This window comes from Acinetobacter sp. NBRC 110496 (genome assembly GCF_000876115.1).
In the GTDB taxonomy this organism is placed as follows: domain Bacteria; phylum Pseudomonadota; class Gammaproteobacteria; order Pseudomonadales; family Moraxellaceae; genus Acinetobacter.
In genome coordinates this window covers 21,322-45,583 of the sequence record NZ_BBTF01000021.1, presented here as the reverse complement: position 1 = coordinate 45,583, position 24,262 = coordinate 21,322, and the positions used below count along the sequence as shown (strand labels likewise).

The window sequence follows — 24,262 nt, the reverse complement described above, 5'->3', positions numbered from 1 at the left end:
AGCAGGAGGCACTTGGATGCAACAAGTAAGGACAACACCTTTGTATTATGGAAAGACACCCGCTCGCGGGGACTTTCTGAAATCAAAAGGACAGTATGCATTAATTCAGGTGCTGGATCAGTGGATTACGGAAGCACTTGAACATGCGATGCGTGCGCCTGACTTTAAACAGCGTTATGAGTCTTTACCAGCACTGGATTTCTTTATTGCCAATCCGGCTGAATCGATGTTTTTGGCTGCCAATCTGATTGCAAGCCAAGACAGCTCAGGGCGTGCATTTCCAATGGTACTGAGTCAGTTGCTTGAAGTTGAGCAGCCTTATCAAAATTTATTATTGGCCCCGTTTTACTATAAATCAGTCTTGGTCGATTTATTTCAGCGCAATCGGGTATTACGCAGTATTCGTGATACCAATATTATGTTGGAGAAGCTGAATAACTTACCCAATGTGGTTCAGATTTTTAGCGCTGACGAATGTCATGGTTTTTATGAAAACCATACCATGCATTCTTTTGCCCAATTGATGAAAATCAATGTCTATGAATTGGCACAGAGCATGATCGGATTGGGGCTTTTGCTACAACCGATCTTAAAAAATGGTACCAGTCGTTTAAACAAAGTGCTGATTCTTCCAATCAATAATTCAATGTATTGCTATGAAATTGCAGCATTCTGGGTCGGTATGGTTGGACGCTTCTTAGGCATGAATAATGCAGAAATTCTGATTGGTATCTTGCATCGTGATGAGCCGATTTTATTCATTGGTTTCCAAGGTGCCGATATTATGGCACTCAGCGATATTTTTACACAAAACATGCAGAGTGAGCACTGGGTATCTTTAATCCAGGCACAATGGATTGATGCTTATCTCGAGCAGAATGCAGGGCTTGCCACACTCGAACAATCACTTTGTCAGCGTCAGTTGAGCCTTAATCAAGGTTTGAAGCTGTTCAGACAAACTTTTTTAGATGAATGAATATGAGAAATAATCCGAAATCTATCTGGGTAAGTTTACTGTTTGGCTTATGTGTTTTAGGTCAAAGTCATCTGCTCCATGCTGCACCGATTGTGGTGGAAGGCGTGGTTCCGAATGAGGAGAGCAAGCAGGCGATCTTGGTGAAAATGCAGTCTGTCTATGGGGCAGATCAAGTCGTGGATAAAATTCAGGTACGTCCAGTGTCTGCGCCGAGTGGCTGGAGTGATTCAGTGACCCGTGTGATTACACCTGATTTGAAGAAGATTTCACAAGGTCAGTTACGTGTGAGAGGCACTCAGGTTGATTTAACCGGTAAGATGACTGATCCGAATCAGATTCAACCAACCACCAGCAGTTTTCAGGCTTTGGTACAGCAACCGTATCGTTTCAATGCACAACTTTCAGTGAATCAGGCAGAGCAAAAAATTATCGATGATGCACTTAAGAATCGAATCATTGAATTTGAATCAGGCAGTGCAATCCTGACCAAGGCGGGGCAACAGATTCTCGATGAAATGGCGGTGGCTTTAAACAAGGTTGGCGGCAAGAAAGTCAAAATTATTGGCCATACCGATAGTTCTGGTGATGCCAATAAAAATACCGTATTGAGTCAGCAACGTGCAGCAGCGGTACAAACTTATCTGGTCGGTAAAAGTATTGCTGCAGATCGTTTGAGTACAGAAGGTAAGGGTTCTAGCCAACCCGTTGCTGATAATGCAACTGCTGATGGTCGTCGGAAAAACCGTCGAATTGAATTTGAAGTGCTTTAGTTAAATTAAAAATCTAAATGCGAGGGATGTGATTATGGCAACACCTTATATTGTTGTCGGTTGTCCAACCACAGGTGGTGGGCAGGTGATTAGCGGCAACAGTAGTTTTCTTATCGAAGGGATTCCGATTGCCTGTGTGGGTGATAAGGCAACCTGTCCCAAGCATAAAACGGTTGCTACGATTGTGGCGGGTGACCCATATATGCAAGTCATGGGCAAAGCAGCAGCACGTGTGAATGATCCTTTATCATGTGGTTGCAAGTTGCTGCCGAAGCAGAGTCTAGTGGTTCAGGATAATGCTGGTGGTTCTGGTAGTGGTGCAGACAAATCTTCTGAAAGTAATAATACTAATAACTTCTTAAGTTTAGAGAATTATGGACATAGATTTCAATTAAAAGATCAGATAACGGGGAAGCCTTTAGGGAATATCTGTTATGAAATTGATAAGAGTGGAGAGAAGATTCATGGAACAACTGATAATCAAGGTTTTACTGAGTTAGTTACGAATAAAAATGTGGAAGAAATAAAAATTAGTATTATTTATGAGGAGCACCAACATGGATAAGGACCCATTAACTCAATCAGCTAGGATAATAGTAGCAAATGCAACAGCAAAATTATCAAAACTAAAAAACAATCAACCACCTCCTACAACAGAAATTAAAATTGAAACTAAAAGAAAACTAACTTCTGGTGAAATTAAAATGTGTCAGTTAGTCTTCAAAGATGCAGTAGATTATTCGAAAGTATGGATTCATATAGGAGGTTATTTGCATAGCGCAACTGGAAATGCAATGTCACCTGCTGGTGAAATTTACCTTCCCAAAAAAGCCTATGATAGAAATCCGGATTTTAGTTTAGCTCCTGGAGAAGATAGACACTGGTTCATACATGAAATGACTCATATTTGGCAATTCCAACTAGGTACACCAAATGCTTGGTATGGATTAAAACAACTTTGTAAAGGCGGATATACGTCTTTAGTTGATTCTGCCGATTCTGGTGCGGATGAGTTAAAGGCTTATGATACTGATATCTTAGGGAGAGATGCAGGAAAAAAATTTAATGAATTTAATTTTGAACAACAAGGACGGTTAGTAGAGTTTTGGTTTGATGCATGTTATTTACAAGAGGTTAGACCGGGAAGATTACATCATCAGCGCAGTTTAAAACTTTTAGGTCACATAGAAAGAATCTTGAGAGATTTTATTCTAAATCCATATGATAAATCATTATTGCCGAGATCATAAAAGATGAAGTCTACATATTTAAATCTATTATTTTTTTTGGGTTTTTGTGTTTTTATCACTGGATGTAATCCTCAAAGTAAGGATCTTGAGGTAAAACTTAATCAGGGTAATTTATGCGTATTTACGAATAATCCTAAAACCGATTATGGATATGATAGTAGTATTGTTATCTCTACAGGTAAAGTAGATCATACAAAAGAATTTCAAAGTAATTATGAGCAGCTTTATAAAAATGGAGTATTGCCTATAAATGAAAAAAGCTGTACCAAGGTACCTATAGATATTTTTGAAAAAAATGTTGTATATGAAATTACTTTGGAAACAAATAAAATTTATCATAGAAGTATTTGTCTGCTGGAGAGCAATGGTCGGATAGACATAAAATATATTGATCCTGGTAAAACTATATGTGAATAATCTAAAAAGAAAGGGTGTCTCAAGTATTTAATATAGTTTTTTATTGAGTCCGTAAAGTTGAAAGAAAATCAGAAATAGTAAATCATATTGCTGGTCCATTTGTTACTGTCTCATTCCTAAGATAACAACTCTTGTTATCCACTCAAGATAGACGACGTCTATTCACCATCATTAACTTGATGTTTGAATAGACGTTTTTTTGTTTTTGCATCCAAAAATACTGATCACAACACATAACGTTCGATACTTGATAGCGTTACAAACAGATGAATGAATAAGAAGAACAAGACTAGCGAATTGTTATTTTTCGTGTATCTTTATTAAGCGATATATTTTTTAAAACATATCGAAATTTGAGGACGATATAATGCCAACAATGATGAAAAAAACATACCTATACACTGTCGTTTTCGGGGCGAGTTTATTGATTCAGACACATGCCTTTGCTGTAGATGCTGTGACTGTTTATGCAGCAGCAAGTCTGACCAATGCAGTGAATGAACTTGATACAATCTATGAGCAAAAAAATAAAACCGAGGTCAAAACCTCATATGCAGGTTCTTCAACTTTAGCCAAGCAAATTGAAGCAGGGGCACCAGCAGATGTATTTATGTCTGCTGATGTGCAATGGATGGATTATTTACAGAATAAACAGCGGGTTGCAGCAGCGGATCGGATTAATTTATTAGGCAATCGTTTAGTTGTGATCACGCCTAAAGATCACCCGATTAAGTTGAAAATGGATAAGAATTTTGACCCGACCAAGGTCATTCAAGGCAAGCTCTGTACAGGGGATACCAAAAGTGTACCGGTTGGAAAATATGCCAAACAGGCTTTGACATCATTGGGTTGGTGGGACAAAGTTGCCCCAAAGTTGGTTGAAACCGAAGATGTACGTGCAGCTCTCAACTTTGTTGCCCGTGGTGAGTGTCAGGTCGGAATCGTCTATGCAACTGATGCAGCAATCAGCAAAGATGTAGTGGTGGCAGGCATCTTCCCTGAAAATACTCATCCACCGATTATTTATCCAGTGGGTTTAACTAAAAAGAATGCAGAATCGATAAAATTCTATAAATTCCTGCAAAGTGGACAGGCCAAAACGATATTTAAAAAATATGGGTTTAGTGTGTTGCAGTAATTAAATGATGATCCTGAGCCCAGAAGAAATTGAAGTCCTCAAGCTATCCTGCAAAGTGGCAGCAGCATGTCTGCTGTTTAGTTTAATCCCTGCAACTATAGTGGCTTGGGTATTGGCCAGAAAAGAGTTCTGGGGCAAATCGCTGTTTGAGACTTTGGTATTCTTACCATTGGTCTTACCACCAGTTGTGCCTGGTTACTTGTTGTTGCAGTTATTTGGTAATCGAGGGCTGTTTGGGCAGTATCTTGCGCCTTTGGGTTTAGAGTTTGCCTTTAACTGGAAAGGGGCTGTATTGGCCTCGGCAGTGATGGGCTTTCCCTTGTTGGTACAATCGATTCGACTGGCAATTGAACTGGTGGATCAACGCTTGGAGTTGGCTGCGAAAACCTTAGGGGCATCCTCTCTTGGGGCATTTATGCAAGTGACATTGCCACTGGCTAGTAGTGGGATTTTGGTCGGTGCTATTCTATGTTTTTGCCGAAGTTTAGGTGAGTTTGGCGCAACCATTACTTTTGTTGGCAATATTGCTGGTGAAACCCGCACTTTACCGCTGGCAATGTATAGTTTAATGCAGCAACCTGATACCGAAGCGGCGGTGTGGCGATTGATTATGCTGTCTTTATCGGTAGCGTTCTTTGCCTTATGGTTTGCGCAGTGGTTCAATCGTTACCAGAGAAACAAGCGTGGGTATTCAGCATGATTGATTGTTATATACAGCTACAACAAGGACAATTCTCTTTGGATCAACGCTTTCAGTCGGATCATTCTGTGATTGGGTTATTTGGGGCTTCAGGTTCGGGAAAAACCACCATATTGCACAGTATTGCAGGTTTAATCCGACCACAATCGGGATGGATCAAAATCCAGAACCAGACATGGTTTGATCACGCTCAAAAAATTAATTTAATTACACAACAGCGTCGGGTAGGGCTTGTCTTTCAGGATGCCCAATTGTTTCCGCATAAAAACGTCAAACAGAATTTAGTGTTTGGTTTTAAGCATATTGCGCCACAACAACGTCAGTTCGAAGTGGACTATATTGTTGAGTTACTCAAATTGGGGCATTTGCTGGAACGTATGCCGATTAAGCTGTCTGGGGGAGAAAAACAGCGAGTGGCTTTGGGACGAGCATTATTATACTCGCCACAATTACTGCTTTTAGATGAGCCGCTATCTGCACTGGATACCGCGCATAAAGCTGAGATCATTCCTTTTTTTCAACGCGTTAAACAGGAAATCAAGATCCCAATGTTGTATGTGAGTCATGATCATTCCGAGCTAGAACAACTGAGTAACACCATTTGGTATTTATAGATAGCGTTGTAATAAGGTGAAAAATTTTTCGACTTCCTCCTCTTCGACGTGATCAGCCCCTTTTAATACATGCTCTTTTAGGTGTTGTTCAATCAACTGATTCATTAAGCCATTCACTGCACCTTTGACTGCTGCAACCTGCTGTAAAACCTCTATGCAAGAACTGTCAGGATTGGTAAGCGATTTCTCGACTGCTGCGAACTGTCCTTGAATCCGCTTAAGACGATTTAAAATTTTCTTATCTTGATGGAGGTGAGACATACTTTTTTTCCTAAAAAATATATACTAGGGGGAGTATGTTGGAAGACTAAAATAAATGCAGCATAGTAACCTAGAACGACGTCATTCTCATCAGTTTGATCAAGGAAATCCCTTGGCTCAAAAAAGAATTTTAATTGCCACTATTTTGACCGCTGTGATGATGGTCTTGGAAATTATGGGTGGCTGGTTTTTTAATTCGATGGCTTTACTTGCCGATGGCTGGCATATGAGCTCGCATATGCTGGCCTTGGGACTGGCTTATTTTGCCTATCGTATGACGCGACATTATGCGCAGGATCAACGCTTTAGTTTTGGTACATGGAAAATTGAAATTCTGGCGGGATATAGCAGTGCGATTTTATTGATGGTGGTCGCGCTGTTGATGGGGATTCAGTCACTGGAGCGCTTATTCAATCCAGTCACCATTCATTTTAATGAGGCGATTCCAATTGCGATTATTGGTCTGATGGTCAATCTGATTTGTGCTTGGCTATTACATGAAGGTGGTGATCACCATCACCATTCGCATAGCCAGCATCATGAAGCACATCATCATGCTCATGACCATCATGATTTAAATCAAAAAGCTGCATTTCTGCATGTGGTTGCCGATGCGGTAACCTCTGTTCTGGCCATTATTGCCTTATTTGCGGCCAAATACTTCGGCTGGAATTTCCTCGATGCTTTGCTTGGAATTGTGGGTGCATTGCTGGTGGCGAAATGGTCTTGGAGGCTAATGCAGGAAACCGGTAAAACCTTACTGGATGCCGAAATGGGTCATCCTGTGGTTGAGGAAATACGTGAGGTGATTGCCGGGTTTTCACAGGTTGACATTACCGATCTGCATGTGTGGAAAGTGGGGACAGGCAAGTTCTCGTGTATTGTTGGTCTGGAAACGACATTGACCGATCTTAATCCTGATCAGGTCAAAGCCGCGCTGGCGATTCATGAGGAAATTGTGCATGCCTCAGTCGAAATTCATCATATTTAACTTAGAACGTCATCGAGTGGCATTTTGATCTACTCGATGAACTTTATATTTTGATTGCAATAAAATAGGGAAGATCACAATTTAGATGATCTATTCTATTTGCCTCATAATTCAAAATGATTAGTTTTAATAATAGAACTTATCATTTTGAATATTCTTTATTGACTCAGTTCTTTTAAAAAAGTCCAAGGGAAAATCCCTTGTTCATGCCCATCATCAAAGCAGATTTGAATCCCATAACCTTGAGAATAGATTGCTGTAATAGAGACATGATCTGTCTTTGGGATTTGCTTTTGGCGCAGACGATTAGAACGACAAAATCCACAAGGACAACTGGCTCTGAGCTGTGCGTGACTAAAATTCTTCTCTGTACCATCTGCCCAAGAGAGAAAAAGGCGTTGCTGTTCGATATCGACTCTAAGCTGATACGGTTCAACTGACACATTGTTTCTCCTTGATCAAAGCGAGTCCAATCCGAATCGATTTACGCACTTCTGGGTCAGGATCTTCGGCATGCTGTAATAAAATATGCTGAGCGGATTCCCCACCAATTTCTCCCAAGGCAATCGCAACTTCTTTACGGAGGTTACTGATGTCATGCTGGAAATTTTCTTGGAGTTTGGCGATTGCCGCTTTGGATTTGAGTAAACCCAAACTGCGTGCAACTGCAATGCGAACTTGCCAATAAGGGTCATCTAGTTGTTGCAAAAGTGGTTGTTCTAATTCAAGGACTTTTAATTTTCCAATGGTCAAAGCAGCTTCGACCCTGAGTTGCCATGCCTCGGCTGTGAGAGAACTGTGTAAAGCTGATAAAATTTCAGGTGTTGAAACTTGAGTTGCCGCCAAGCCACCTGTGGCGGTACGGCGGATTTCAGTATCAACATCATGCTGTGCGATATGTGCTAAGGTTGCTAAGCCTTCCTGTTTCTGCAACCAACACAATGTACTGACTGCTTCTTTACGGACCAAGGCATTGCGATGCTGAACATGCTCTAGGATAGCTTCAAATAAGTGTTCAGCCCGTAACTCCCTAATTGCTCTCAAAATCGAAGCAATCACAAAGTCATCGTGATGCTGCAAATATGTTGCCAGATGATCAGCAGATTCGACATGTTTAATTTCACTTAAGCTTTGCGCTGCTGCAATACGTACATTTTCATGTGGATCGTTCAAGGCTTGGGCCAAAGTATGTAAAGATGTTGTATCCTCCCAACCCTCTAAACGGGTGGCGGCCAACTCACGTACCTTGCTGGCAGGATCATGTAACACAGCATGCTGTAACCAGTTTAATAATTCGGTTTGTTCCTCATCGGCAATATTCATAATTGCGACAAAGCGGATATTTTCATCGTGCTGATTCAGTTGAAGGAGATAATCCGCATAATCCTCATCAATATCCGTCAGGACTGGGTAATTTAGACTCATCTTTTATTGTTCCTAAATAGCGACTTTCTGATTTAAACCGAGTGGATTTAACCGGCTGAGTTCAGCTTGAGTGGCCTGTTTTAATACTTGAATGCAATGTTTTTTAATTTGGGTAAATTCGCTTGAAGTGACCAAATCAACATGACGTGGACGTGCAAAATCCAGTTTGATTTCTTCAATGATACGTCCCGGACGATGGCTCATGATCAAGACCCGATCTGCCAGAAATAAAGCTTCATCAATATCGTGGGTAATGAACAGCACCGAAGTTTGTATGCTTTGCCAGATTTCAAGCAATAGTTCCTGCATCTTTAAACGGGTTTGCGCATCCAATGCACCAAAGGGTTCGTCCATTAGTAATACTCGAGGCTGATTAATCAGTACGCGTGCAATTTCAACCCGTTGTTGCATACCACCAGACAGTTCGGCAGGATACTTATGTTCAAAGCCTTTTAAGCCGACCAGTTCAATCATTTGCACTGCTTGTTCTCGTCTTTTGGCCTTGGAAATCCCTTTCATTTTTAAGCCAAAGCACACATTCTCTAGCACACTTTTCCAAGGAAAGAGCGTGTGCTGCTGAAATACCAGACCACGATCGGAAGAGGGTTTTTCAATAGTTTTTTGATCCAGTAACATGGTGCCCGAGCTAATCGGCAAATGGCCTGCCAGTGCGCCAAGCAATGTTGATTTACCACAACCCGAAGGACCCAGCAAACAGACAAATTCACCTGCCTGAACGTCAAAAGAGACATGATCCAGTGCCTGAAAGCGTTGTTTATCCTGACCCAGATGCAGATTGATATTGTTTAAATGAATATGACCGTACTGATGCATGTTATGCCTTCCTTAACTGATACCAAGGGGTAAGTTTTTTACCGAGATAGCGCAGAAAAGCACTGCTGAACATCCCTAAGGCACCGATCAAGAGCATGCCAACAATAATGTCTGCATAGTTTTGTAAGGTGAAGGATTCCCAAGTGAAATAGCCGATACCGAGCTGACCGGAAATCATTTCAGCTGTGACCAGACAGAACCAGCAAGTTCCCATACCAATAGCAAGACCAGTGGTGATACTAGGTAAAGATCCAGGAATAATCACTTCTCGCAAAATGGCAAACTGACCTGCGCCTAGACTTTTTGCGGACGCAATGAGGCGTTGATCAACGGCCTCAACGCCGTGAATGGTATTGAGCAAGATTGGAAATAACGCCCCTAAAAAGGTAATGAAAATCATTGAAGCTTCTGATGATGGAAACATCAAAATTGCCAAGGGTATCCATGCCACCGCAGGAATCGGGCGCAAGATTTCTAGAGGTGGCATCAATAGGGCCGCTAGCGTTTTGGAATAACCAATCAACAATCCTACAATGACCCCAATCACTGACGCGAGTAAGAAACCAATCAAAACTCGAGCAATACTGGCCTTTACGTGAGCAAGTGCGGTATCCAGTTCGGCAAAAGCCAGTAGAGACTGAATCACCTCTCGTGGCGAAGGTACATTGGAAAAATTGATTAGCCCTAAATTAAAATGATGCTGTGAAGCCAGTTGCCAAAATACCAGACTGAACACCAGTGACATAGTACTCAAGCTGTATGAAATGATACGACTTTTTGAAAATTTCAGCACAGGACGGATTGCCTTAGACTGAGTCGGTTGGGTATCCGCTAAACTATTCATATTGTTTTCTCCTGAATCTCAAAATCCCCCCTTTAAAAGGGGACTTTTCACGAGTCTAAAGACTGACTAAGCTCCGTGAGGCTCCTCCCTTTCTAAAGGGAGGTTGGGAGGGATTTGTTCACTTCACCAACTTTTGGGCATTATTAAAGTCATAGACTTTGCCGCCATGTGTTTTGGCCCAATTGTTGGCATCACCACGCAGTAAGAAGGCACTGATCTGACCGCTTTTATCGGTGGCATACCATGCCAGATTCGCCAGTAATTTGATTCTTAAATGACGGTCTTGGTTATAGACCACACGGATGTTTTTACCGCTTTGCTTTAATTTATTTAAATCTGCAAAGGCCGTTTCAGGGGTGGCATAGCTACGTACTTTGGCCTCACCTTTCACCCAAATCTGTGTGACCCGATCAAAACTCTGAATTGGTTTTTGCGTCAGGGCATCTGTGGCAACCAGAGGGGATTGAGCGTAATTTTTGAGTTGTTGTGCATAATTCAAGCCTGCACTCTGGAAGGCTTTTTTGATGTATTGGTCATCAATGAACTGGCTGACATTGATATCAACATCATCACGACCCAGATATTTCAAGGTATCGACAGCAGTTTGAGTGGCTTGTTTGTATTCAGGTTTCCAGGTCAGGTCACGAGTTTGTACACCGAGAGGTCCATGAAATAAATACACCACTTCTGTAGGAATCCCTGTTTTAGCTGCGATCAGTTCACTGTATTTTTCAGGTTGTTTACGGATTAACTGATCGGCTTCAATCGTCGCGCGTAAATAGGCCTGAATAATTTCTGGATATTGTTGAGCATAGGCTTTGCTGGCTAAAGAACCATGAAAGGTGGGGGTTTTGGCCTGCGCACCGTCATAGATTTTGCGGGCAAAACCTTGATAAGGGAATAATTCGGCAAAAGGGACGAAGTCAGCATGTGCATCAATCTTATTGCTTTTGAGTGCTGGACCCGCCACTTCAGGGGCTTGCGCAATAATTTTGACATCCTTTTTCGGGTCCCAACCTTGTGCAGCAACAGCACGCAGTAAAAGACCATGTGCGGTTGAAGCGAAAGGAACAGAAATGGTTTTTCCTTTTAAGTCCTGAATGGAATTCACTTGCGAATCTAGTGGAACCACAATACCGTTACCGCTACCCGTGGTACTGCCAGAAAGCACACTCAGGAAAATACTTTCTTTGCCTGTCTTTTTAAAAGCGACATTGTTATTGACTGCTGGGAAATCTGCCATTGCGCCAATATCTAAACGACCTGCCACCATTTCACTGGTCAATGGTGCACCAGAGGTAAAGTTTTTCCAGACAATATCGTATTGGGCATCTTTATATTTACCTGTTTTGGGCAAATATTTAGGCAGTAGATTTAACTCGCGAATCAGCAAGCCGCCAGTAGCACAGTTAATGGTGGTATCTTGGGTACCAATCGCAATCCGAATCTTTTCTGCATGTGCCGAGCTAAAGATCGTTAGCAAACTACTACTCAGAATCAGGCTTTTGGCGAAGTGGTTGAGTCTCATGTTGTTCCCCTCATTTAAGTAAATATGGAATGTTGACCTGAATGGCATCGGTCGGGCAGTCTTTTTCGCATGGCATGCAATACCAACATTCATCAAACTGCATGTAGGCTTTGTTGCTGATTGGATGAATCGCCAATAAGTCCATCGGGCAAACATCAACACAGACGGTACAACCCTTGTCCGCAATACATTTGTCTTCATCCACCAATACGGGGGCGGCGGTACGATGGGGAATTTCTTTAAAAATAAAAGCCATGTGATGTTCCTTATTTGACTGTTTCAGCCACTAATTTTTTATTAATCCGCAATCGGTTGTAGGAGTTGGCCTCATCTTGTTCAATCGGGATCAGATAGGGCTCTACCATTTTTTTAAAGCAGACCATATTGCCGTGCTGATCTTTTTTCAGATGGACATGACAGAACCAGTCCTGATCGTTTTTTTCAGGGCAATCTGCACGGTAGTGATAGAGTCCCCAACGGCTTTCTTCACGGAAGAGCGAGGCACGTGCGGCCATTTCGGCGCAGTCCCGAATCACAGCCACTTCGGCGGCACGCATCAATTCGTGTGGGTGACTGGCATTGATCTGCTCAATATCGGCTTTGATTTCCTCAAAGCGTTTCAGCGCAATCTCAATTTTCTGTCGGGTTTTGGGCGGCTGGAGGTAGTCATTGACCATACGGCGTAACTTGTATTCCACTTGCTCGGATGACAATCCTTCTGGACGTTGCAAAGGGGCAAAAATACGAGCTTTTTCAGCTTCGATTTCATCGGCATTCAGTTCTGAATCAGCTTGTTCAATGACATATTCAGCGGCATTGACCCCAGCGAACCAGCCATAGGTAAAGGCACCGAGCATGTAGTTATGTGGAACGGCTGCCATATCACCCGCGCTATACAGGCCTTTGACCGAGGTTTCTGCTTTTTCATTGACCCACACCCCGGAAGCACTGTGACCGCTACAGAAACCGATTTCTGAAATCTGCATTTCTACCATATCTTGGCGATAATCGGTGCCACGTCCTTCATGGAAACGTCCACGACTTGGGCGTTCATTGGTATGTAAAATCTCTTCAATAGTTTGAATGGTCTCTTCGGCCAGATGATCCATTTTCAGGAATACTGGGCCATTGCCACTTTGCAGTTCTTGATAGAACTCCCACATCATTTGGCCTGACCAGTAGTCACATTCAATAAAACGTTCGCCTTTGCTGTTGGCGGTATAACCCCCTAAAGGACCAGTCACATAGGCACAGGCAGGGCCGTTATAATCTTTAATAAGCGGATTGATCTGGAAGCATTCCAGATTGGAGAGTTCAGCTCCGGCATGGTAAGCCATGGCATAGCCATCACCTGCATTGGTCGGGTTTTCATAGGTGCCCATCAAATAGCCAGATGCAGGCAAGCCCAAACGTCCTGCTGCACCGCAACATAAAATCGCAGCCTTGGTTTTGATCACATAGAAATCACCATTGCGACAGTCAAAGCCGAGTACGCCGTTGATCGCTCCCTCAGCATTTTTCAGCAGGCGAGTAGTGACGATGCGGTTATTGATTTTGACTTGCGCACGTTTCAGTTGGCGATACAGGACTTTTTTAATGTCATGACCTTCAGGCATCGGCAGCACATAAGCGCCCATGTGATGGACTTTTTTGACGGCATATTCACCTGTTTGATCTTTTTCAAATTTCACACCCCACTGATCCAGTTGCTGAATGGTGGTGAAACTGTGTTTGGCGTAGGCATAGACTGTAGCTTGATTGACAATGCCATCATTGGCAATGGTAATTTCCTTGGTGTATTGCTCAGGCGTGGCATAGCCAGGAATAATGGCATTATTCAGGCCATCCATGCCCATTGAAATTGCACCACTGCGTTTCACATTGGCTTTTTCAATTAGTAAAACTTTCAGGTTGGGGTTGGCTGTTTTGGCTTTGATGGCTGCCATTGGGCCAGCCGTTCCCCCACCGATGACGACAATGTCATAGTCCAGTGTAATCGTATTCATGTTGTGCCTTTATTAAGTGCGTTTTAATTCACAAGGTTGATGACCTTAGGTATTTCTTTTTCGATCGACTCTTAAACGGTATTGGAAGGTCTCTCCAGAGAAGTACAGATATTCGAAGTCAATTGGGTGGCCAGTATGATCATGGGTCAGTCGTTCCACTCTTAACAGAGGGGCATTGATATCGACCTGCAGCAGTTCACTGAGTTCTTCGTCAGCAAGGGTGGCATCAATGTTTAAATCTGCATGTCCCAAGGCAATGGATAAATCTTCTTCAATTGCTAAAAACACATCACGCGTGGAGAGGTTGATCTCCTGCAAAGCTAGTCCAATCGCTTCGGGTAAATAAGTAAGTTCAAATGAAACGGGTTTACGGTTAAGTAAGCGAATCCGTTTGATTTCCACCACGGTGCTGTTCAGCGAAAGTTTTAATTTCGATGCAATTTGTGGTGTAGCGGGAATGAAGCGAAATTCTTTGACCACGTTAAACACCTCATGTCCCATATTGGTCATGGCTTCTGCAAAGCCTTGTAACTGGGAAATGTTCTGAAAGGTTTTCGGTGCGCTCACAAAAGTACCTTTACCTTGAATCTTGTAAACCAAGTGTTCGAGCTGAAGTTGATTGAGTGCCTGACGAATGGTGATACGGCTGACGTTAAATAATTCACTCAGTTCTTTTTCAGATGGTAACTGCTGATGAATCTGATAAGTTCCATCAACAATCTGCTGCAGCAGGGCCTGATAGACTTGATCATACAACGGGCGTTCGCCACTCAGTTTATTTACAATCGGTTGGTTCATTGAATTTAAACTTGTTATAACAACTTGGTTGTTAGATTAGCGATTATGCAAAATGAAGAAAAATAACTTATGCAGCAAAAAATATCTGTTTTTGTGCATTGTCTATTGAGAGAGATAAAAATAAAGATGCTTTTTATCGTTTTATGAATGGATGATTTCTATTGAGATATAAATGAAAATCAAGATTTTAAGATACATTGATTTTCATTTGGTTTGCTATTGTCACTAGATTTATAAATGAAAGTGATCGTTTTAGCTTGGCGTATTTTGCGGAAATAAGACTGGTTCTGCGGCTAATTTTTCCGCCAGATATTGAATGAAGACACTTAATTTAGGTGGAACATGACGAGTAGGTGGATAGAGCAACCATGCGCCACCACTGTAGTGGGTTTTAAAATGCCAATCAGGTAAGACCTGAACCAGTGTGCCTTGTTCTAAGGCATGGCGTGCCACGAAGTAAGGCAAACTGGCAATGCCTAAGTGTTGTAAAGCAGCACTGAGACGCACGCCGGTATGATTGGCTGCATAACGACCACGGACTGGCACCGTAATCGATTTCTGTTCTTGCTGGAATTTCCACTTCGAATCATTGGGCTGTTCACCCAAATAAATACATTGGTGCTGCTTTAAATCATGAGGATGTTGTGGTATCCCATTCTTGTGTAAATATTCAGGCGTGGCACAAATCAAATGATCAATATCAATCAGTTTTCGTCCCATTAAGCCACCCGGTGGCTGTTCGGTAATACGAATCGCCAGATCGACACCATCATCAATCAAGTCAATATAGCGGTCTTCCAATAGCAATTGAATATCAATTTTAGGATACAGTGCCAGGAATTCGGGCAAATGTGGATGCAGCATAAAATGCCCAACGGCTTTGGGCACACTGATCCGAATAATGCCCTGTGGTTCAATATGAAACTGACCTGAGCTTTCCATTACTGCCTGTGCCGCATTGACCATGTCGACACAGCGTTCGTACACCTGTTGACCACTTTCACTTAAACGCAGTTTACGTGTGGTGCGGTGCAATAAGCGTGTGCCTAAAGCGCGTTCTAAACGGGCAATGGCACGGCTCACTGCAGACGGAGTGGAACCGAGCTGACGCGCCGTTTCAGAAAAGCTTTCCGTTTCGACAACTTTGACAAAAGTAGCCATTTCATTTAACAGAACCAGACTTTGATTTGTGCTCATGAGGCAAAAGTTATTTTGATTTTTATTGGATTATCGCGTTTGGAAAATCGAAATACAATCATTTTCTATTGTCATGGTGTGGAGATAAATGAAATGTGGGAGTTATATGGGCATGAATTCTTAGCCTTGGCATTGATCCATTTTATGGCTGTTGTATTACCGGGGCCTGATTTTATTATTACGGTACGACAAAGTGTTCGTTATGGTTATTTAATTGGCTGTATCACTGCAATCGGCATTGGTGTCGGCATTTCGGTGCATGTGTTTTATACCTTGGTGGGGGTTGGCGTGCTGATCCAGCAAAGTGTCTGGTTAATGTCGTTATTACGTGTTGCAGGCGCGGCTTATTTGATTTATTTGGGCTGGCAATGTTTACGTAGTCAGCCGAATGCCAATCTGGATATTTTGGCAGGGGAAGCGCTGGGCAAACCGAGCTTGATCCAAGCCTTTAATATGGGTTTTTTAACCAATGCGCTGAATCCTAAAGCGACAGTTTTCTTTCTGGCGATTTTTACCACGATTGTTAGCCCAACCACACCGTTAAAGGTTCAAATTGGTTATGGCATCTGGATGTGTCTGGTCAATGCGTCATGGTTTATTTTGGTGAGTATCATGTTTGCACAACCGGTTGTACGGAAACGCTTTTTGGAGTTTGGGGTGTACTTTGAACGGGTAATGGGGGTTATTCTGAGTGCAGTTGCATTACGATTGATTTGGAGTGTGGCCTTTGCCTGAATAGAAAAAGACTGCACTGAGGCAGTCTTTTTTATTGGAGAGGGGTTAAGCACTGCGTTTGTTTCTGCTCAGTTGATGTAAGACTGACACCAGCAAATCAATTTCTTCCGTGGTGTTGTAAAACGCCAAAGATGGGCGCACCGTTTGTTCCACACCAAAACGACGCAAGATCGGCTGAGCACAATGGTGTCCTGAACGCACTGCAATGCCATGTTGATTCAGTGCCTTACCCACTTGCTCGGTTGAATAACCTGCAAGGGTAAAGGACATCACACTGGCTTTGTTTTTCGCCGTGCCAATCGGTCTCAAACCTGCAACGCTGCTTAGTGCATGCTGGCCATATTCCAGCAAGTCATGTTCATAACGGGCAATATTATGAATGCCGAGGCGTTCCACATATTCCAGTGCAGCGCCTAAACCAACTGCATCGGCAATATTGCCTGTACCTGCTTCAAACTTGTTGGGGGCAGGTTGATAAACCACTTGCTCGAAGCTGACGTCCTGAATCATATTGCCGCCACCTTCCCACACAGGCATGGTCTCCAGAATTTCAGGTTTGGCATAGACTGCACCAATACCTGTTGGCCCAAAGACTTTATGTCCTGAGAATACAAAAAAATCCGCATCAATTGCCTGCACATCGGTTGGCATATGCGAAACAGATTGAGCACCATCAACCAAGACCCGCACCCCTTTGGCATGCGCGATTTTGATCACCTCAGCCACAGGGGTGACCGTACCTAAGGCGTTGGAGACTTGGGTAATCGAGATCAGTTTGGTTCGCTCATTAATCAGTTTTGGCAGTTCTTCCAAAATGATTTGACCGGTATCATCCACAGGAATGACACGGAGTTTGGCACCGACTTTTTTGGTGAGTTGGAACCAGGGTACAATGTTGGCGTGATGCTCAAGATGCGACACAATGATCTCATCACCTTCAGCAATATTCTGCTCACCCCACGTCTTGGCTATCAGATTAATCCCTTCGGTGGTGCCACGAACAAAAATGATCTCTTTGGATGATTTTGCCCCAATAAAACGGGCCACGACATTACGTGCATGTTCATAAGCATCGGTCGCACGCGCTGCCAGTTCATGTGCTGCACGATGAATATTGGAATTTTCATGCTGATAAAAATAGGCAATACGATCAATCACGCTTTGTGGCTTCTGCGTCGTTGCTGCATTATCAAACCAGACCAGAGGACGGCCATTGACGCGTTCTTGCAAGATTGGAAAATCACGACGAATGGCCTGAATATCCAAGGGCTGAGCGGCATTGGCAACAAACTGCGGCTGTGAGGCTTGGTAATTGCCGTAATCTGTATTGCTCTGAGGTAGATCTAGAAAGTAGAAACCTGAGGACGCAGTACTTTGGGGTTGGGCTGAACGTGGCTGGTCTTGCTGCAATAAACTTTTTAGCGCATCGCCGTGTGGTAATTGAAATGATTGTGCTGTTGCAAAACTGGCAGCATCAAATTCAGAATTTGATGTGCTGGGTGCTGCAAAATCATTTAAAAAATAAAATGGTGATGCCTCGCTTGCCGATGGGCGAGAAGGTTCAACCAAAGGCACATTCGGTGAGCTATGAATAGCTTGTGGAAAATTTGGTTCAATTGGTGGACGAGGCAAGTTCGCCCCACCGACTACTGGCGCAGATGCAATCGCACGACGTTCAGGATAATCGGGATAGTTTGGGATATGCTCGGGATATTCAGGGTTCAAACTTTTTTCATAAGCAATATTGGGCGCACGACCACTGAGCGCTGCTAAAGGTTCAGCAGGCTGAGGTTGATGTGGCGGTGTACCGACATTGGGCAAGTCCAAATTCAAACCAGAAGGGTGACCACTGCCTGAGCTTGGCAGTGCAGCAAAAAATTCAGAGGCGAGTCTTGAAAGTGTTGCTTCATCTGGGAAGTTGGACGGTGGGCTAACACCGACCACTTCAGAACCCGTTGGACTACCTTGCAAATTATTTGTAGTTAACTGGGTAGTCATGATATTTGTCCACCTCCACATCTTCGAGCACAGCCAAAGCATCCTCAGTCAATACTGCCAATGAACAGTATAGTGAGATCAGATAAGACGCAATTGCATTGCGATTGATGCCCATAAAGCGTACGGAAAGCCCTGGGGACTGCTCGCCAGCCAAGCCCGGTTGGAACAAGCCCACAACACCTTGACGTTTTTCACCTACACGGAGTAACAGGATTTTGGTTTTACCATCTTCCACTGGAATTTTATTGGATGGAATCAGTGGGACACCACGCCATGTGATGAACTGTGAACCAAATAAACTGACAGTTGGTGGCGGTACACCACGACGGGTACATTCACGGCCAAATGCAGCAATCGCATCTGGATGTGCAAGGAAGAAACCTGGTTCTTTCCAGACCTTACGCAATAAATCATCAAAGTCATCTGGTGTTGGGGGGCCATTTAAAGTTGAGATACGCTGTTCATCTGCGACACTGGCCAATAAACCATATTCAGGGTTATTGATCAGCTCGCTTTCTTGGCGTTCTTTTATGGTTTCAATGGTTAAGCGTAATTGTTCTTTGATTTGATCATGTGGGCTGCTGTAAAGATCAGCAACACGGGTATGGATATCCAAAACAGTAGAAACACCATTTAAGAAATATTCCCGCGGTTGCGCATCATAATCAACAAAGGTTTGGGGCAATGTAGCCTCATCACGTTGTGTGCATGCAACTTGGATGTCATCGGTATTGCTGACACGGTTGACGCGATAAATACCTGCTTCAACAGGAATCCATTGCAATAAATGCGTGAGCCAACGCGGGGTAATGGTCGAAAGTTGTGGAACGGTCTTGGTGGCATTGGCAAGCTGTCTAGCGGCATGGTCCCCAAGTGCAAGTTGGACTTTATCAGTGGTTTTTGCCATGAATCAATTTTCCTGTTGTCTTTGGCTTTGTTAATAAAATTGGTTTTATTGCAATAATGTTTAATGATTTATTCAACTAGACTAGTGACTATTTAGTATTTTTAAAAATATTATTATGAGATAAATAATCATAAATTATTTACTTATTACTCATAAGAATATATTTATAAAAAATAAATATAAGTGTTGAATATACGTTTGTTTATTCTGAAAAATATTTAAATAACTCATTAATTTAAACTTTACTATTATGTAATGACTCACTTGGCGACTGTAAAATCTGGCTGCCTGCTGCAACACTATGTGTCAGCCAAACGTTACCGCCAATAATGGAGCCCTTACCAATGGTGATGCAGCCTAAAATGGTTGCACCTGCATAAATCACCACATGGTCTTCAACAATTGGGTGACGGGCATAATCTTTTTTCAGTGCCCCATCTTCATTCAGCTCGAAGCGTTTCGCGCCGAGCGTAACGGCCTGATAGATGCGCACATACTCGCCAATCACTGAGGTTTCACCAATCACTACACCTGTGCCATGATCGATAAAGAAGCCTTTTCCAATTTGGGCGCCTGGATGAATATCAATCCCTGTGGCCGAATGCGCCAATTCAGAAATAATGCGTGAGAGCAGTGGAACACTGTGATAGAGCTGATGCGCTACACGATGATGAATAATTGCTAAAATCCCTGGATAGCAAAGCAGGACTTCATCAACACTATGCGCTGCGGGATCACCTTCATAAGCAGCACAGACATCGGCATCCAACAAGCGACGGATGTTAGGTAAGGTATTGGCAAAATCTTGTACGATGGTCTGTGCCAAAGCGACTTGCTGTTCGTACAGCAGACGCTCATTACTTGAAACAGGGATGGGTTTAACCCGACTTTTGGCTTCGTAATTTAAAGCCAACTTGACCTGCGCAAACAGTTCATTCAAGACACGGTCAAGGGTATAGGCAATATAATAATCTTCTGTTTCTTGGCGTAGATCGCTCGGCCCAAGTCGCATTGGAAATAAGATCCCACACAAATCATCTAAAATTGACTTCAGCGCATTCTTAGATGGCAGTTCACGTCCACCAAACTCTTTGATGCGATGTTGACGTTCTCTCCATTCATGTCGTGCTTGTTGTAGGCCTTCCACGACAGGCTGTATTTTCCATTGGCTCACGCGAGTTCCTTGCAAAACGAGATATTAAATAAATCGTAAAATAATTGCTTAAAAAAGCAGCTTTAATCTTGTAACCAAGGTAACTGATGCGTACGCCAGCCATTGCTTTGATTACGTTGTTGTTGCTCGTTTAAATCACCTTCAAAACCTTCCAGCACATTATAAACTTGGGCAAAACCCGCACTAAAAGCTGCTGCCGCTGCTAAGGCTGAGCGTTTTCCACTACGGCAGAGTAATAAAATGGTTTGATCTTTACCGACTTTGCTATCTAGTTCTTTCAGAAAACGTGGATTGCGGTTAAATGATGTTCCAGTAGCCCAGGCTACATGGATACTTTCTGGAACATAACCCACAAATTTACGTTCTTCATTGGTACGGACATCCACTAAAACAGCATGGCCTTGTTGAACAAGAAACCAGGCTTCAGCAGGAGGAATGCTGCCTGTAAAATCAAGCTCATTTTCTTCTGCATAATGTTGCGCACGCTGCAGTATATGTTGTGGATCGTTTGAAGAACCGTGAGAACTAAAGTTGGATTCCACAGCTTGAGCAGAATCAAATTGAGCATTCATTTTTATAACCTCTATATACATCAACGTGATGTTTTTTTTATCTTAGGACTGTTTCGATATTCAGGAAAATAAGCAAAATTTATTTATATATCTATTTTTGATAAATAATAGGTTTTTATTAACTTGTTCGGAATATAGTTTAAAACTGAATTTTAAAGTGAATGTGCTTATTTAATTTAAATATAGAATTATCAGGATTAAATATTTTACTTTTCAATTAAAATAAAGGATAAATATTTAAAAGAGTGATTTGGAAAATTAAATGCAAGAACAGTAAAAATATCAAAATTGATGATAAAAGCAGCATAAATTGTCTAAGCCTTATTCTTATCTCATAAAAGAATAAGCAACTCACTTTTTCTTATTTTTAATCATAAAGCAAGCCGAATACCATAAGCCTATATTGTTGAAAGATCATTTAATTATGGGCATCAAGAACGCTAAGCCGCTAATTGTTACAGCGATCGTCCTTGTGACGATTGTTGCTTTTATTGTCTATCAAAATCAAAAAGATGCTGCACCAGTTCAGTCTAAAAATAACAAGGCAGTGGTGATTGCCTATCAAACGGGTGTTGATCCAACCAAAGTGGCACAGGCCAATGGTGATTATGAACGTGATAGTAATCAAGCAATTCAATGGCGTAAGTTTGATGCAGGATCAGATGTGGTCAATGCACTTGCTTCTGGTGATGTCGTGATTGGTAATATCGGTTCTAGTCCATTGGCAGCCGCAGCTAGCCGTGATTTACCGATAGAAGTATTTTTGGTGACTGCAAAATTAGGCGGCTCCGAAGCTTTAGTTGTGAGTAATAAATCTGGGATTCAGACGCCTCAAGATTTAATTGGCAAAACTATTGCCGTTCCCTTTGTTTCAACGACACATTACAGCCTGTTATCAGCACTCAAGCATTGGAATATTGCAGATAATCAAGTCAAGATCATTAACTTACGCCCACCTGAAATTACAGCAGCTTGGGAGCGTGGTGATATTGATGCAACTTATGTTTGGGAACCTGCATTGAGTAAAGTTAAAGCCAGTGGTCATGTCTTAACAGACTCAAAACAAGTCGGCGAGTGGGGTGCACCAACTTATGATTTATGGGTAGTGCGTAAAGATTTCGCTGAAAAAAATCCAGAATTCTTAAAAGCCTTTGTACAAACCAGCTTAAAGCAGATTGAAAGCTATAACCAAGATCCGAAAGCATTTGAGCAAAATGCGGAGAATATCCAGAAAATTGCTCAGTTGACAGGGTCGGACAGCAAAGATATTCCATTGCTTCTTTCAGGAAATCTGTACCTCGATCGTCAGCAACAGCAAGCGACTTTATCGGGTGAATTTGCCAAGAATATTTTCGATACCGCAACTTTTTTAAAGAGCCAAGGTAAAGTCGATCAAGTCAAACCTGATTATCAAAATAATGTGACCACCAATTTCTTACAGCCATAGGAGATCTAAATGAGCGTATTAGCTGCCGAGCATCTTCATTTAACTTTTCCAAAGCAGACTGTACCTGTATTGCAAGATATCAATCTGAAGATTGAAGAAGGTACGTTGACTGTGATTTTGGGTGAGTCTGGCTGTGGTAAAACGACATTACTCAACATCTTAGCTGGCTTTCAACAGCCAAGTTCAGGCCAGATTAAACTGGATCGTGAAGTGGTGACTGCGCCTGATGCGCGCCGTGCGGTAGTATTTCAGGATCATGCGCTGTTACCTTGGTTAAATGTCTCTGAAAATATCGGTTTTGCTTTACAGCTCAAGGGTTTGAAAGCGCAAGAAATTCAGCAGCAAGTCGATGCAATTCTAAAAATTGTTGGTTTAAGTCACGTGGCTCAAGCCAATATCTGGGAATTGTCCGGTGGCATGAAACAACGGGTTGGGATTGCACGTGCCTTGATCAGCCATGCGGCATTTATTTTACTGGATGAGCCTTTTGCTGCGCTTGATGCCTTTACCCGTGAAACCATGCAACAGTTGGTGCTGGATTTATGGATTGAACAAAATAAATCGTTCTTCTTGATTACTCATGACATTGAGGAAGCACTATTGCTGAGTAATCAACTGGTGCTAATGACTGCTCGCCCAGGCAAGATTGTCGAAACTTTAAAGCTGGATTTTGCAGCGCGTTATAAGCAAGGCGAATCGATTCGTGCGATTAAGTCTGATCCGAAATTTATCCAATTACGCGAGCAATTGTTTGAACGTTTACGTGCGCAGAAACAGACAGGACATGAGGTGGCTGTATGACGGGTCAAGCAAAAAATACAGCTTATGAGCTGAGTAAGACAGAACAACTACAATCGACGAATCAAGCTCAGTCTGCTTCTTTTTTGAGTCCAATAGGAGCTTTCTTTACTCGTCATCGTAGTTTAGCACTCAGTCTTTCCAGTGTACTCGGTGTCTTGGTGATTTGGTATTTGATTACCGCATTAAAAATTGTCCCAAGCCTGTTTTTACCCAGTCCACAAGCGGTATGGCAGAAGTTCCTTGAAGTCAGCCAGCAAGGTTTTATGAAAGCCACTTTATGGCAACACTTGGCAGCAAGTATTTCACGTGTCTTATTGGCCTTAGTTGCCGCGATAGCCATTGGTGTGCCTTTAGGTTTATGGATGGGTTTAAACAAATGGGTGCGTGCAGTGCTTGATCCATTGGTTGAGTTATTGCGTCCGATTCCACCTTTGGCCTATTTACCACTATTGGTGATCTGGTTCGGGATTGGTGAAACCACTAAAGTGCTTTTGATTTTCTTTTCGATCCTTGCACCTGTGATTATCAGCAGTACCCATGGCGTACTCAGCCATCAGCTCAACCGTGAGCGTGCAGCATTGTCTTTAGGCGCAAGCCAGTCGCAAGTGTTTTGGCATGTGATTTTACCAACCGCTTTACCGCATATCTTGACGGGTATCCGTATTGGTTTGGGGGTGGGCTGGTCAACCTTGGTGGCTTCGGAATTAGTGGCAGCAGATCGAGGCATTGGTTTTATGGTGCAGTCTGCAGCACAGTTCCTGATTACCGACACAGTGGTTCTCGGCATTATTGTGATTGCGATTGTCGCGGTTAGTTTTGAATTGTTTTTGCGTTGGTTACAGAAGCAATTATCTCCTTGGTATGGCCAACAGTTATAAG

At 42.6% G+C, this 24,262-nt stretch carries 27 protein-coding genes; 13 read left to right on the top strand and 14 right to left on the bottom strand.

The genetic code is table 11. The annotated features are described in order from the left end of the window. Window positions 1–16: 16 nt before the first annotated feature. The 8 genes from tagF (at window position 17) to Aba26S_RS11770 (ending at window position 5,865) form a co-directional block, all read left to right on the top strand. On the top strand, window positions 17–976 hold the full coding sequence (gene tagF, locus Aba26S_RS11805; RefSeq protein ID WP_005242891.1) for a type VI secretion system-associated protein TagF: 960 nt from the start codon (window positions 17–19) through the stop codon (window positions 974–976). Next, window positions 973–1,746, top strand: coding sequence for an OmpA family protein (locus Aba26S_RS11800; protein WP_081408447.1), 774 nt, complete (start codon window positions 973–975; stop codon window positions 1,744–1,746). The genes tagF and Aba26S_RS11800 overlap by 4 nt, the downstream gene beginning before the upstream one ends. A gap of 34 nt (window positions 1,747–1,780) precedes the next feature. Further along, a complete protein-coding gene (locus Aba26S_RS11795) occupies window positions 1,781–2,311 on the top strand; it encodes a PAAR domain-containing protein (RefSeq protein WP_043972150.1) in 531 nt (176 codons plus the stop codon). Continuing rightward, on the top strand, window positions 2,304–2,996 hold the full coding sequence (locus Aba26S_RS11790; RefSeq protein ID WP_043972147.1) for a hypothetical protein: 693 nt from the start codon (window positions 2,304–2,306) through the stop codon (window positions 2,994–2,996). The genes Aba26S_RS11795 and Aba26S_RS11790 overlap by 8 nt, the downstream gene beginning before the upstream one ends. Window positions 2,997–2,999: 3 nt before the next feature. After that, complete coding sequence (locus tag Aba26S_RS11785) at window positions 3,000–3,413, top strand: NF045616 family extracytoplasmic (lipo)protein (protein WP_043972145.1); 414 nt, start codon at window positions 3,000–3,002, stop codon at window positions 3,411–3,413. A gap of 367 nt (window positions 3,414–3,780) precedes the next feature. Beyond that, window positions 3,781–4,551 carry a molybdate ABC transporter substrate-binding protein gene (modA, locus tag Aba26S_RS11780; protein ID WP_043972142.1) on the top strand — a complete coding sequence of 257 codons (771 nt, stop codon included), beginning with the start codon at window positions 3,781–3,783 and terminating at the stop codon, window positions 4,549–4,551. A gap of 4 nt (window positions 4,552–4,555) precedes the next feature. Continuing rightward, complete coding sequence (modB, locus tag Aba26S_RS11775) at window positions 4,556–5,251, top strand: molybdate ABC transporter permease subunit (protein ID WP_043972139.1); 696 nt, start codon at window positions 4,556–4,558, stop codon at window positions 5,249–5,251. After that, complete coding sequence (locus Aba26S_RS11770; protein ID WP_005242886.1) at window positions 5,248–5,865, top strand: ATP-binding cassette domain-containing protein; 618 nt, start codon at window positions 5,248–5,250, stop codon at window positions 5,863–5,865. Before modB ends, Aba26S_RS11770 begins: the two co-directional genes overlap by 4 nt. Here the strand turns inward: Aba26S_RS11770 and Aba26S_RS11765 are convergent. Beyond that, window positions 5,860–6,126, bottom strand: a complete 267-nt coding sequence (locus Aba26S_RS11765) for a metal/formaldehyde-sensitive transcriptional repressor (protein ID WP_043972137.1) — start codon at window positions 6,124–6,126, stop codon at window positions 5,860–5,862. The two genes, Aba26S_RS11770 and Aba26S_RS11765, sit on opposite strands and share 6 nt — an antisense overlap. 55 nt (window positions 6,127–6,181) lie before the next feature. On the opposite strand from Aba26S_RS11765, the gene dmeF reads away from it, so the two are divergent. Then, window positions 6,182–7,117 (top strand): CDF family Co(II)/Ni(II) efflux transporter DmeF, encoded by a 936-nt coding sequence (gene dmeF / locus Aba26S_RS11760; protein ID WP_043972134.1) that lies wholly within the window; start codon window positions 6,182–6,184, stop codon window positions 7,115–7,117. A 158-nt stretch (window positions 7,118–7,275) separates the two neighbouring features. Here the strand turns inward: dmeF and Aba26S_RS11755 are convergent, their stop codons facing one another. The 9 genes from Aba26S_RS11755 to Aba26S_RS11715 form a co-directional block, all read right to left on the bottom strand. Continuing rightward, the gene (locus tag Aba26S_RS11755) at window positions 7,276–7,560 is read right to left on the bottom strand and encodes a gamma-butyrobetaine hydroxylase-like domain-containing protein (protein WP_005242881.1); all 285 of its coding nucleotides are present in this window, start codon (window positions 7,558–7,560) and stop codon (window positions 7,276–7,278) included. Continuing rightward, entirely contained in the window at window positions 7,550–8,542 is a 993-nt protein-coding gene (locus tag Aba26S_RS11750) for a HEAT repeat domain-containing protein (RefSeq protein WP_043972132.1), read from the bottom strand. Before Aba26S_RS11750 ends, Aba26S_RS11755 begins: the two co-directional genes overlap by 11 nt. A 12-nt stretch (window positions 8,543–8,554) precedes the next feature. After that, window positions 8,555–9,376, bottom strand: coding sequence for an ABC transporter ATP-binding protein (locus Aba26S_RS11745; protein WP_043972129.1), 822 nt, complete (start codon window positions 9,374–9,376; stop codon window positions 8,555–8,557). Between the two features lies 1 nt (window position 9,377). Next, window positions 9,378–10,220, bottom strand: coding sequence for an ABC transporter permease (locus Aba26S_RS11740; RefSeq protein ID WP_043972127.1), 843 nt, complete (start codon window positions 10,218–10,220; stop codon window positions 9,378–9,380). A 118-nt stretch (window positions 10,221–10,338) separates the two neighbouring features. Next, the gene (locus Aba26S_RS11735; RefSeq protein ID WP_043972125.1) at window positions 10,339–11,748 is read right to left on the bottom strand and encodes an ABC transporter substrate-binding protein; all 1,410 of its coding nucleotides are present in this window, start codon (window positions 11,746–11,748) and stop codon (window positions 10,339–10,341) included. Window positions 11,749–11,758: 10 nt separating this feature from the next. Beyond that, a complete protein-coding gene (locus Aba26S_RS11730; RefSeq protein WP_005242870.1) occupies window positions 11,759–12,004 on the bottom strand; it encodes a ferredoxin family protein in 246 nt (81 codons plus the stop codon). Between the two features lie 10 nt (window positions 12,005–12,014). Continuing rightward, window positions 12,015–13,754, bottom strand: coding sequence for a fumarate reductase/succinate dehydrogenase flavoprotein subunit (locus tag Aba26S_RS11725; RefSeq protein WP_005242868.1), 1,740 nt, complete (start codon window positions 13,752–13,754; stop codon window positions 12,015–12,017). A gap of 45 nt (window positions 13,755–13,799) precedes the next feature. Continuing rightward, on the bottom strand, window positions 13,800–14,552 hold the full coding sequence (locus Aba26S_RS11720) for a GntR family transcriptional regulator (protein ID WP_043972123.1): 753 nt from the start codon (window positions 14,550–14,552) through the stop codon (window positions 13,800–13,802). Between the two features lie 252 nt (window positions 14,553–14,804). Further along, window positions 14,805–15,749, bottom strand: coding sequence for a LysR family transcriptional regulator (locus Aba26S_RS11715; protein ID WP_043972121.1), 945 nt, complete (start codon window positions 15,747–15,749; stop codon window positions 14,805–14,807). A 93-nt stretch (window positions 15,750–15,842) separates the two neighbouring features. On the opposite strand from Aba26S_RS11715, the gene Aba26S_RS11710 reads away from it, so the two are divergent. Then, on the top strand, window positions 15,843–16,484 hold the full coding sequence (locus Aba26S_RS11710) for a LysE family translocator (RefSeq protein WP_005242860.1): 642 nt from the start codon (window positions 15,843–15,845) through the stop codon (window positions 16,482–16,484). Between the two features lie 45 nt (window positions 16,485–16,529). On the opposite strand, the gene Aba26S_RS11705 is transcribed toward Aba26S_RS11710, so the two are convergent. The 4 genes from Aba26S_RS11705 to Aba26S_RS11690 all read right to left on the bottom strand — a co-directional run bounded on the left by Aba26S_RS11705 (window position 16,530) and on the right by Aba26S_RS11690 (window position 21,135). Continuing rightward, window positions 16,530–18,482 carry a family 2A encapsulin nanocompartment cargo protein cysteine desulfurase gene (locus Aba26S_RS11705; protein ID WP_043972118.1) on the bottom strand — a complete coding sequence of 651 codons (1,953 nt, stop codon included), beginning with the start codon at window positions 18,480–18,482 and terminating at the stop codon, window positions 16,530–16,532. Beyond that, a complete protein-coding gene (locus Aba26S_RS11700) occupies window positions 18,457–19,389 on the bottom strand; it encodes a family 2A encapsulin nanocompartment shell protein (protein WP_004654714.1) in 933 nt (310 codons plus the stop codon). Before Aba26S_RS11700 ends, Aba26S_RS11705 begins: the two co-directional genes overlap by 26 nt. A gap of 235 nt (window positions 19,390–19,624) precedes the next feature. After that, window positions 19,625–20,563, bottom strand: a complete 939-nt coding sequence (epsC, locus tag Aba26S_RS11695) for a serine O-acetyltransferase EpsC (protein ID WP_043972116.1) — start codon at window positions 20,561–20,563, stop codon at window positions 19,625–19,627. A 62-nt stretch (window positions 20,564–20,625) separates the two neighbouring features. After that, a complete protein-coding gene (locus Aba26S_RS11690) occupies window positions 20,626–21,135 on the bottom strand; it encodes a rhodanese-like domain-containing protein (RefSeq protein ID WP_043972114.1) in 510 nt (169 codons plus the stop codon). 406 nt (window positions 21,136–21,541) lie between these two features. Between Aba26S_RS11690 and tauA the strand changes: the two genes are divergently transcribed. Genes tauA through tauC form a run of 3 tightly spaced genes read left to right on the top strand, consistent with a single transcriptional unit; the run spans window position 21,542 to window position 24,261 of the window. Beyond that, window positions 21,542–22,582 carry a taurine ABC transporter substrate-binding protein gene (gene tauA / locus Aba26S_RS11685; RefSeq protein WP_171248940.1) on the top strand — a complete coding sequence of 347 codons (1,041 nt, stop codon included), beginning with the start codon at window positions 21,542–21,544 and terminating at the stop codon, window positions 22,580–22,582. Between the two features lie 9 nt (window positions 22,583–22,591). Further along, the gene (locus Aba26S_RS11680; protein WP_005242850.1) at window positions 22,592–23,383 is read left to right on the top strand and encodes a taurine ABC transporter ATP-binding protein; all 792 of its coding nucleotides are present in this window, start codon (window positions 22,592–22,594) and stop codon (window positions 23,381–23,383) included. Next, entirely contained in the window at window positions 23,380–24,261 is an 882-nt protein-coding gene (tauC, locus tag Aba26S_RS11675; protein WP_005242849.1) for a taurine ABC transporter permease TauC, read from the top strand. Before Aba26S_RS11680 ends, tauC begins: the two co-directional genes overlap by 4 nt. Window position 24,262 lies beyond the last annotated feature (1 nt).

Coding starts and splice junctions, on each gene's coding strand:
- Aba26S_RS11700 (WP_004654714.1), bottom strand. CDS start 19,389: ATGGCAAAAACCACTGATAAAGTCCAACTTGCACTTGGGGACCATGCC.
- Aba26S_RS11800 (WP_081408447.1), top strand. CDS start 973: ATGAATATGAGAAATAATCCGAAATCTATCTGGGTAAGTTTACTGTTT.
- Aba26S_RS11720 (WP_043972123.1), bottom strand. CDS start 14,552: ATGAACCAACCGATTGTAAATAAACTGAGTGGCGAACGCCCGTTGTAT.
- Aba26S_RS11730 (WP_005242870.1), bottom strand. CDS start 12,004: ATGGCTTTTATTTTTAAAGAAATTCCCCATCGTACCGCCGCCCCCGTA.
- Aba26S_RS11790 (WP_043972147.1), top strand. CDS start 2,304: ATGGATAAGGACCCATTAACTCAATCAGCTAGGATAATAGTAGCAAAT.
- Aba26S_RS11770 (WP_005242886.1), top strand. CDS start 5,248: ATGATTGATTGTTATATACAGCTACAACAAGGACAATTCTCTTTGGAT.
- Aba26S_RS11795 (WP_043972150.1), top strand. CDS start 1,781: ATGGCAACACCTTATATTGTTGTCGGTTGTCCAACCACAGGTGGTGGG.
- Aba26S_RS11725 (WP_005242868.1), bottom strand. CDS start 13,754: ATGAATACGATTACACTGGACTATGACATTGTCGTCATCGGTGGGGGA.
- dmeF (WP_043972134.1), top strand. CDS start 6,182: ATGCAGCATAGTAACCTAGAACGACGTCATTCTCATCAGTTTGATCAA.
- modA (WP_043972142.1), top strand. CDS start 3,781: ATGCCAACAATGATGAAAAAAACATACCTATACACTGTCGTTTTCGGG.
- Aba26S_RS11765 (WP_043972137.1), bottom strand. CDS start 6,126: ATGTCTCACCTCCATCAAGATAAGAAAATTTTAAATCGTCTTAAGCGG.
- Aba26S_RS11715 (WP_043972121.1), bottom strand. CDS start 15,749: ATGAGCACAAATCAAAGTCTGGTTCTGTTAAATGAAATGGCTACTTTT.
- tagF (WP_005242891.1), top strand. CDS start 17: ATGCAACAAGTAAGGACAACACCTTTGTATTATGGAAAGACACCCGCT.
- Aba26S_RS11750 (WP_043972132.1), bottom strand. CDS start 8,542: ATGAGTCTAAATTACCCAGTCCTGACGGATATTGATGAGGATTATGCG.
- Aba26S_RS11680 (WP_005242850.1), top strand. CDS start 22,592: ATGAGCGTATTAGCTGCCGAGCATCTTCATTTAACTTTTCCAAAGCAG.
- tauC (WP_005242849.1), top strand. CDS start 23,380: ATGACGGGTCAAGCAAAAAATACAGCTTATGAGCTGAGTAAGACAGAA.
- Aba26S_RS11785 (WP_043972145.1), top strand. CDS start 3,000: ATGAAGTCTACATATTTAAATCTATTATTTTTTTTGGGTTTTTGTGTT.
- Aba26S_RS11705 (WP_043972118.1), bottom strand. CDS start 18,482: ATGACTACCCAGTTAACTACAAATAATTTGCAAGGTAGTCCAACGGGT.
- Aba26S_RS11745 (WP_043972129.1), bottom strand. CDS start 9,376: ATGCATCAGTACGGTCATATTCATTTAAACAATATCAATCTGCATCTG.
- modB (WP_043972139.1), top strand. CDS start 4,556: ATGATGATCCTGAGCCCAGAAGAAATTGAAGTCCTCAAGCTATCCTGC.
- Aba26S_RS11740 (WP_043972127.1), bottom strand. CDS start 10,220: ATGAATAGTTTAGCGGATACCCAACCGACTCAGTCTAAGGCAATCCGT.
- Aba26S_RS11735 (WP_043972125.1), bottom strand. CDS start 11,748: ATGAGACTCAACCACTTCGCCAAAAGCCTGATTCTGAGTAGTAGTTTG.
- Aba26S_RS11710 (WP_005242860.1), top strand. CDS start 15,843: ATGTGGGAGTTATATGGGCATGAATTCTTAGCCTTGGCATTGATCCAT.
- Aba26S_RS11690 (WP_043972114.1), bottom strand. CDS start 21,135: ATGAATGCTCAATTTGATTCTGCTCAAGCTGTGGAATCCAACTTTAGT.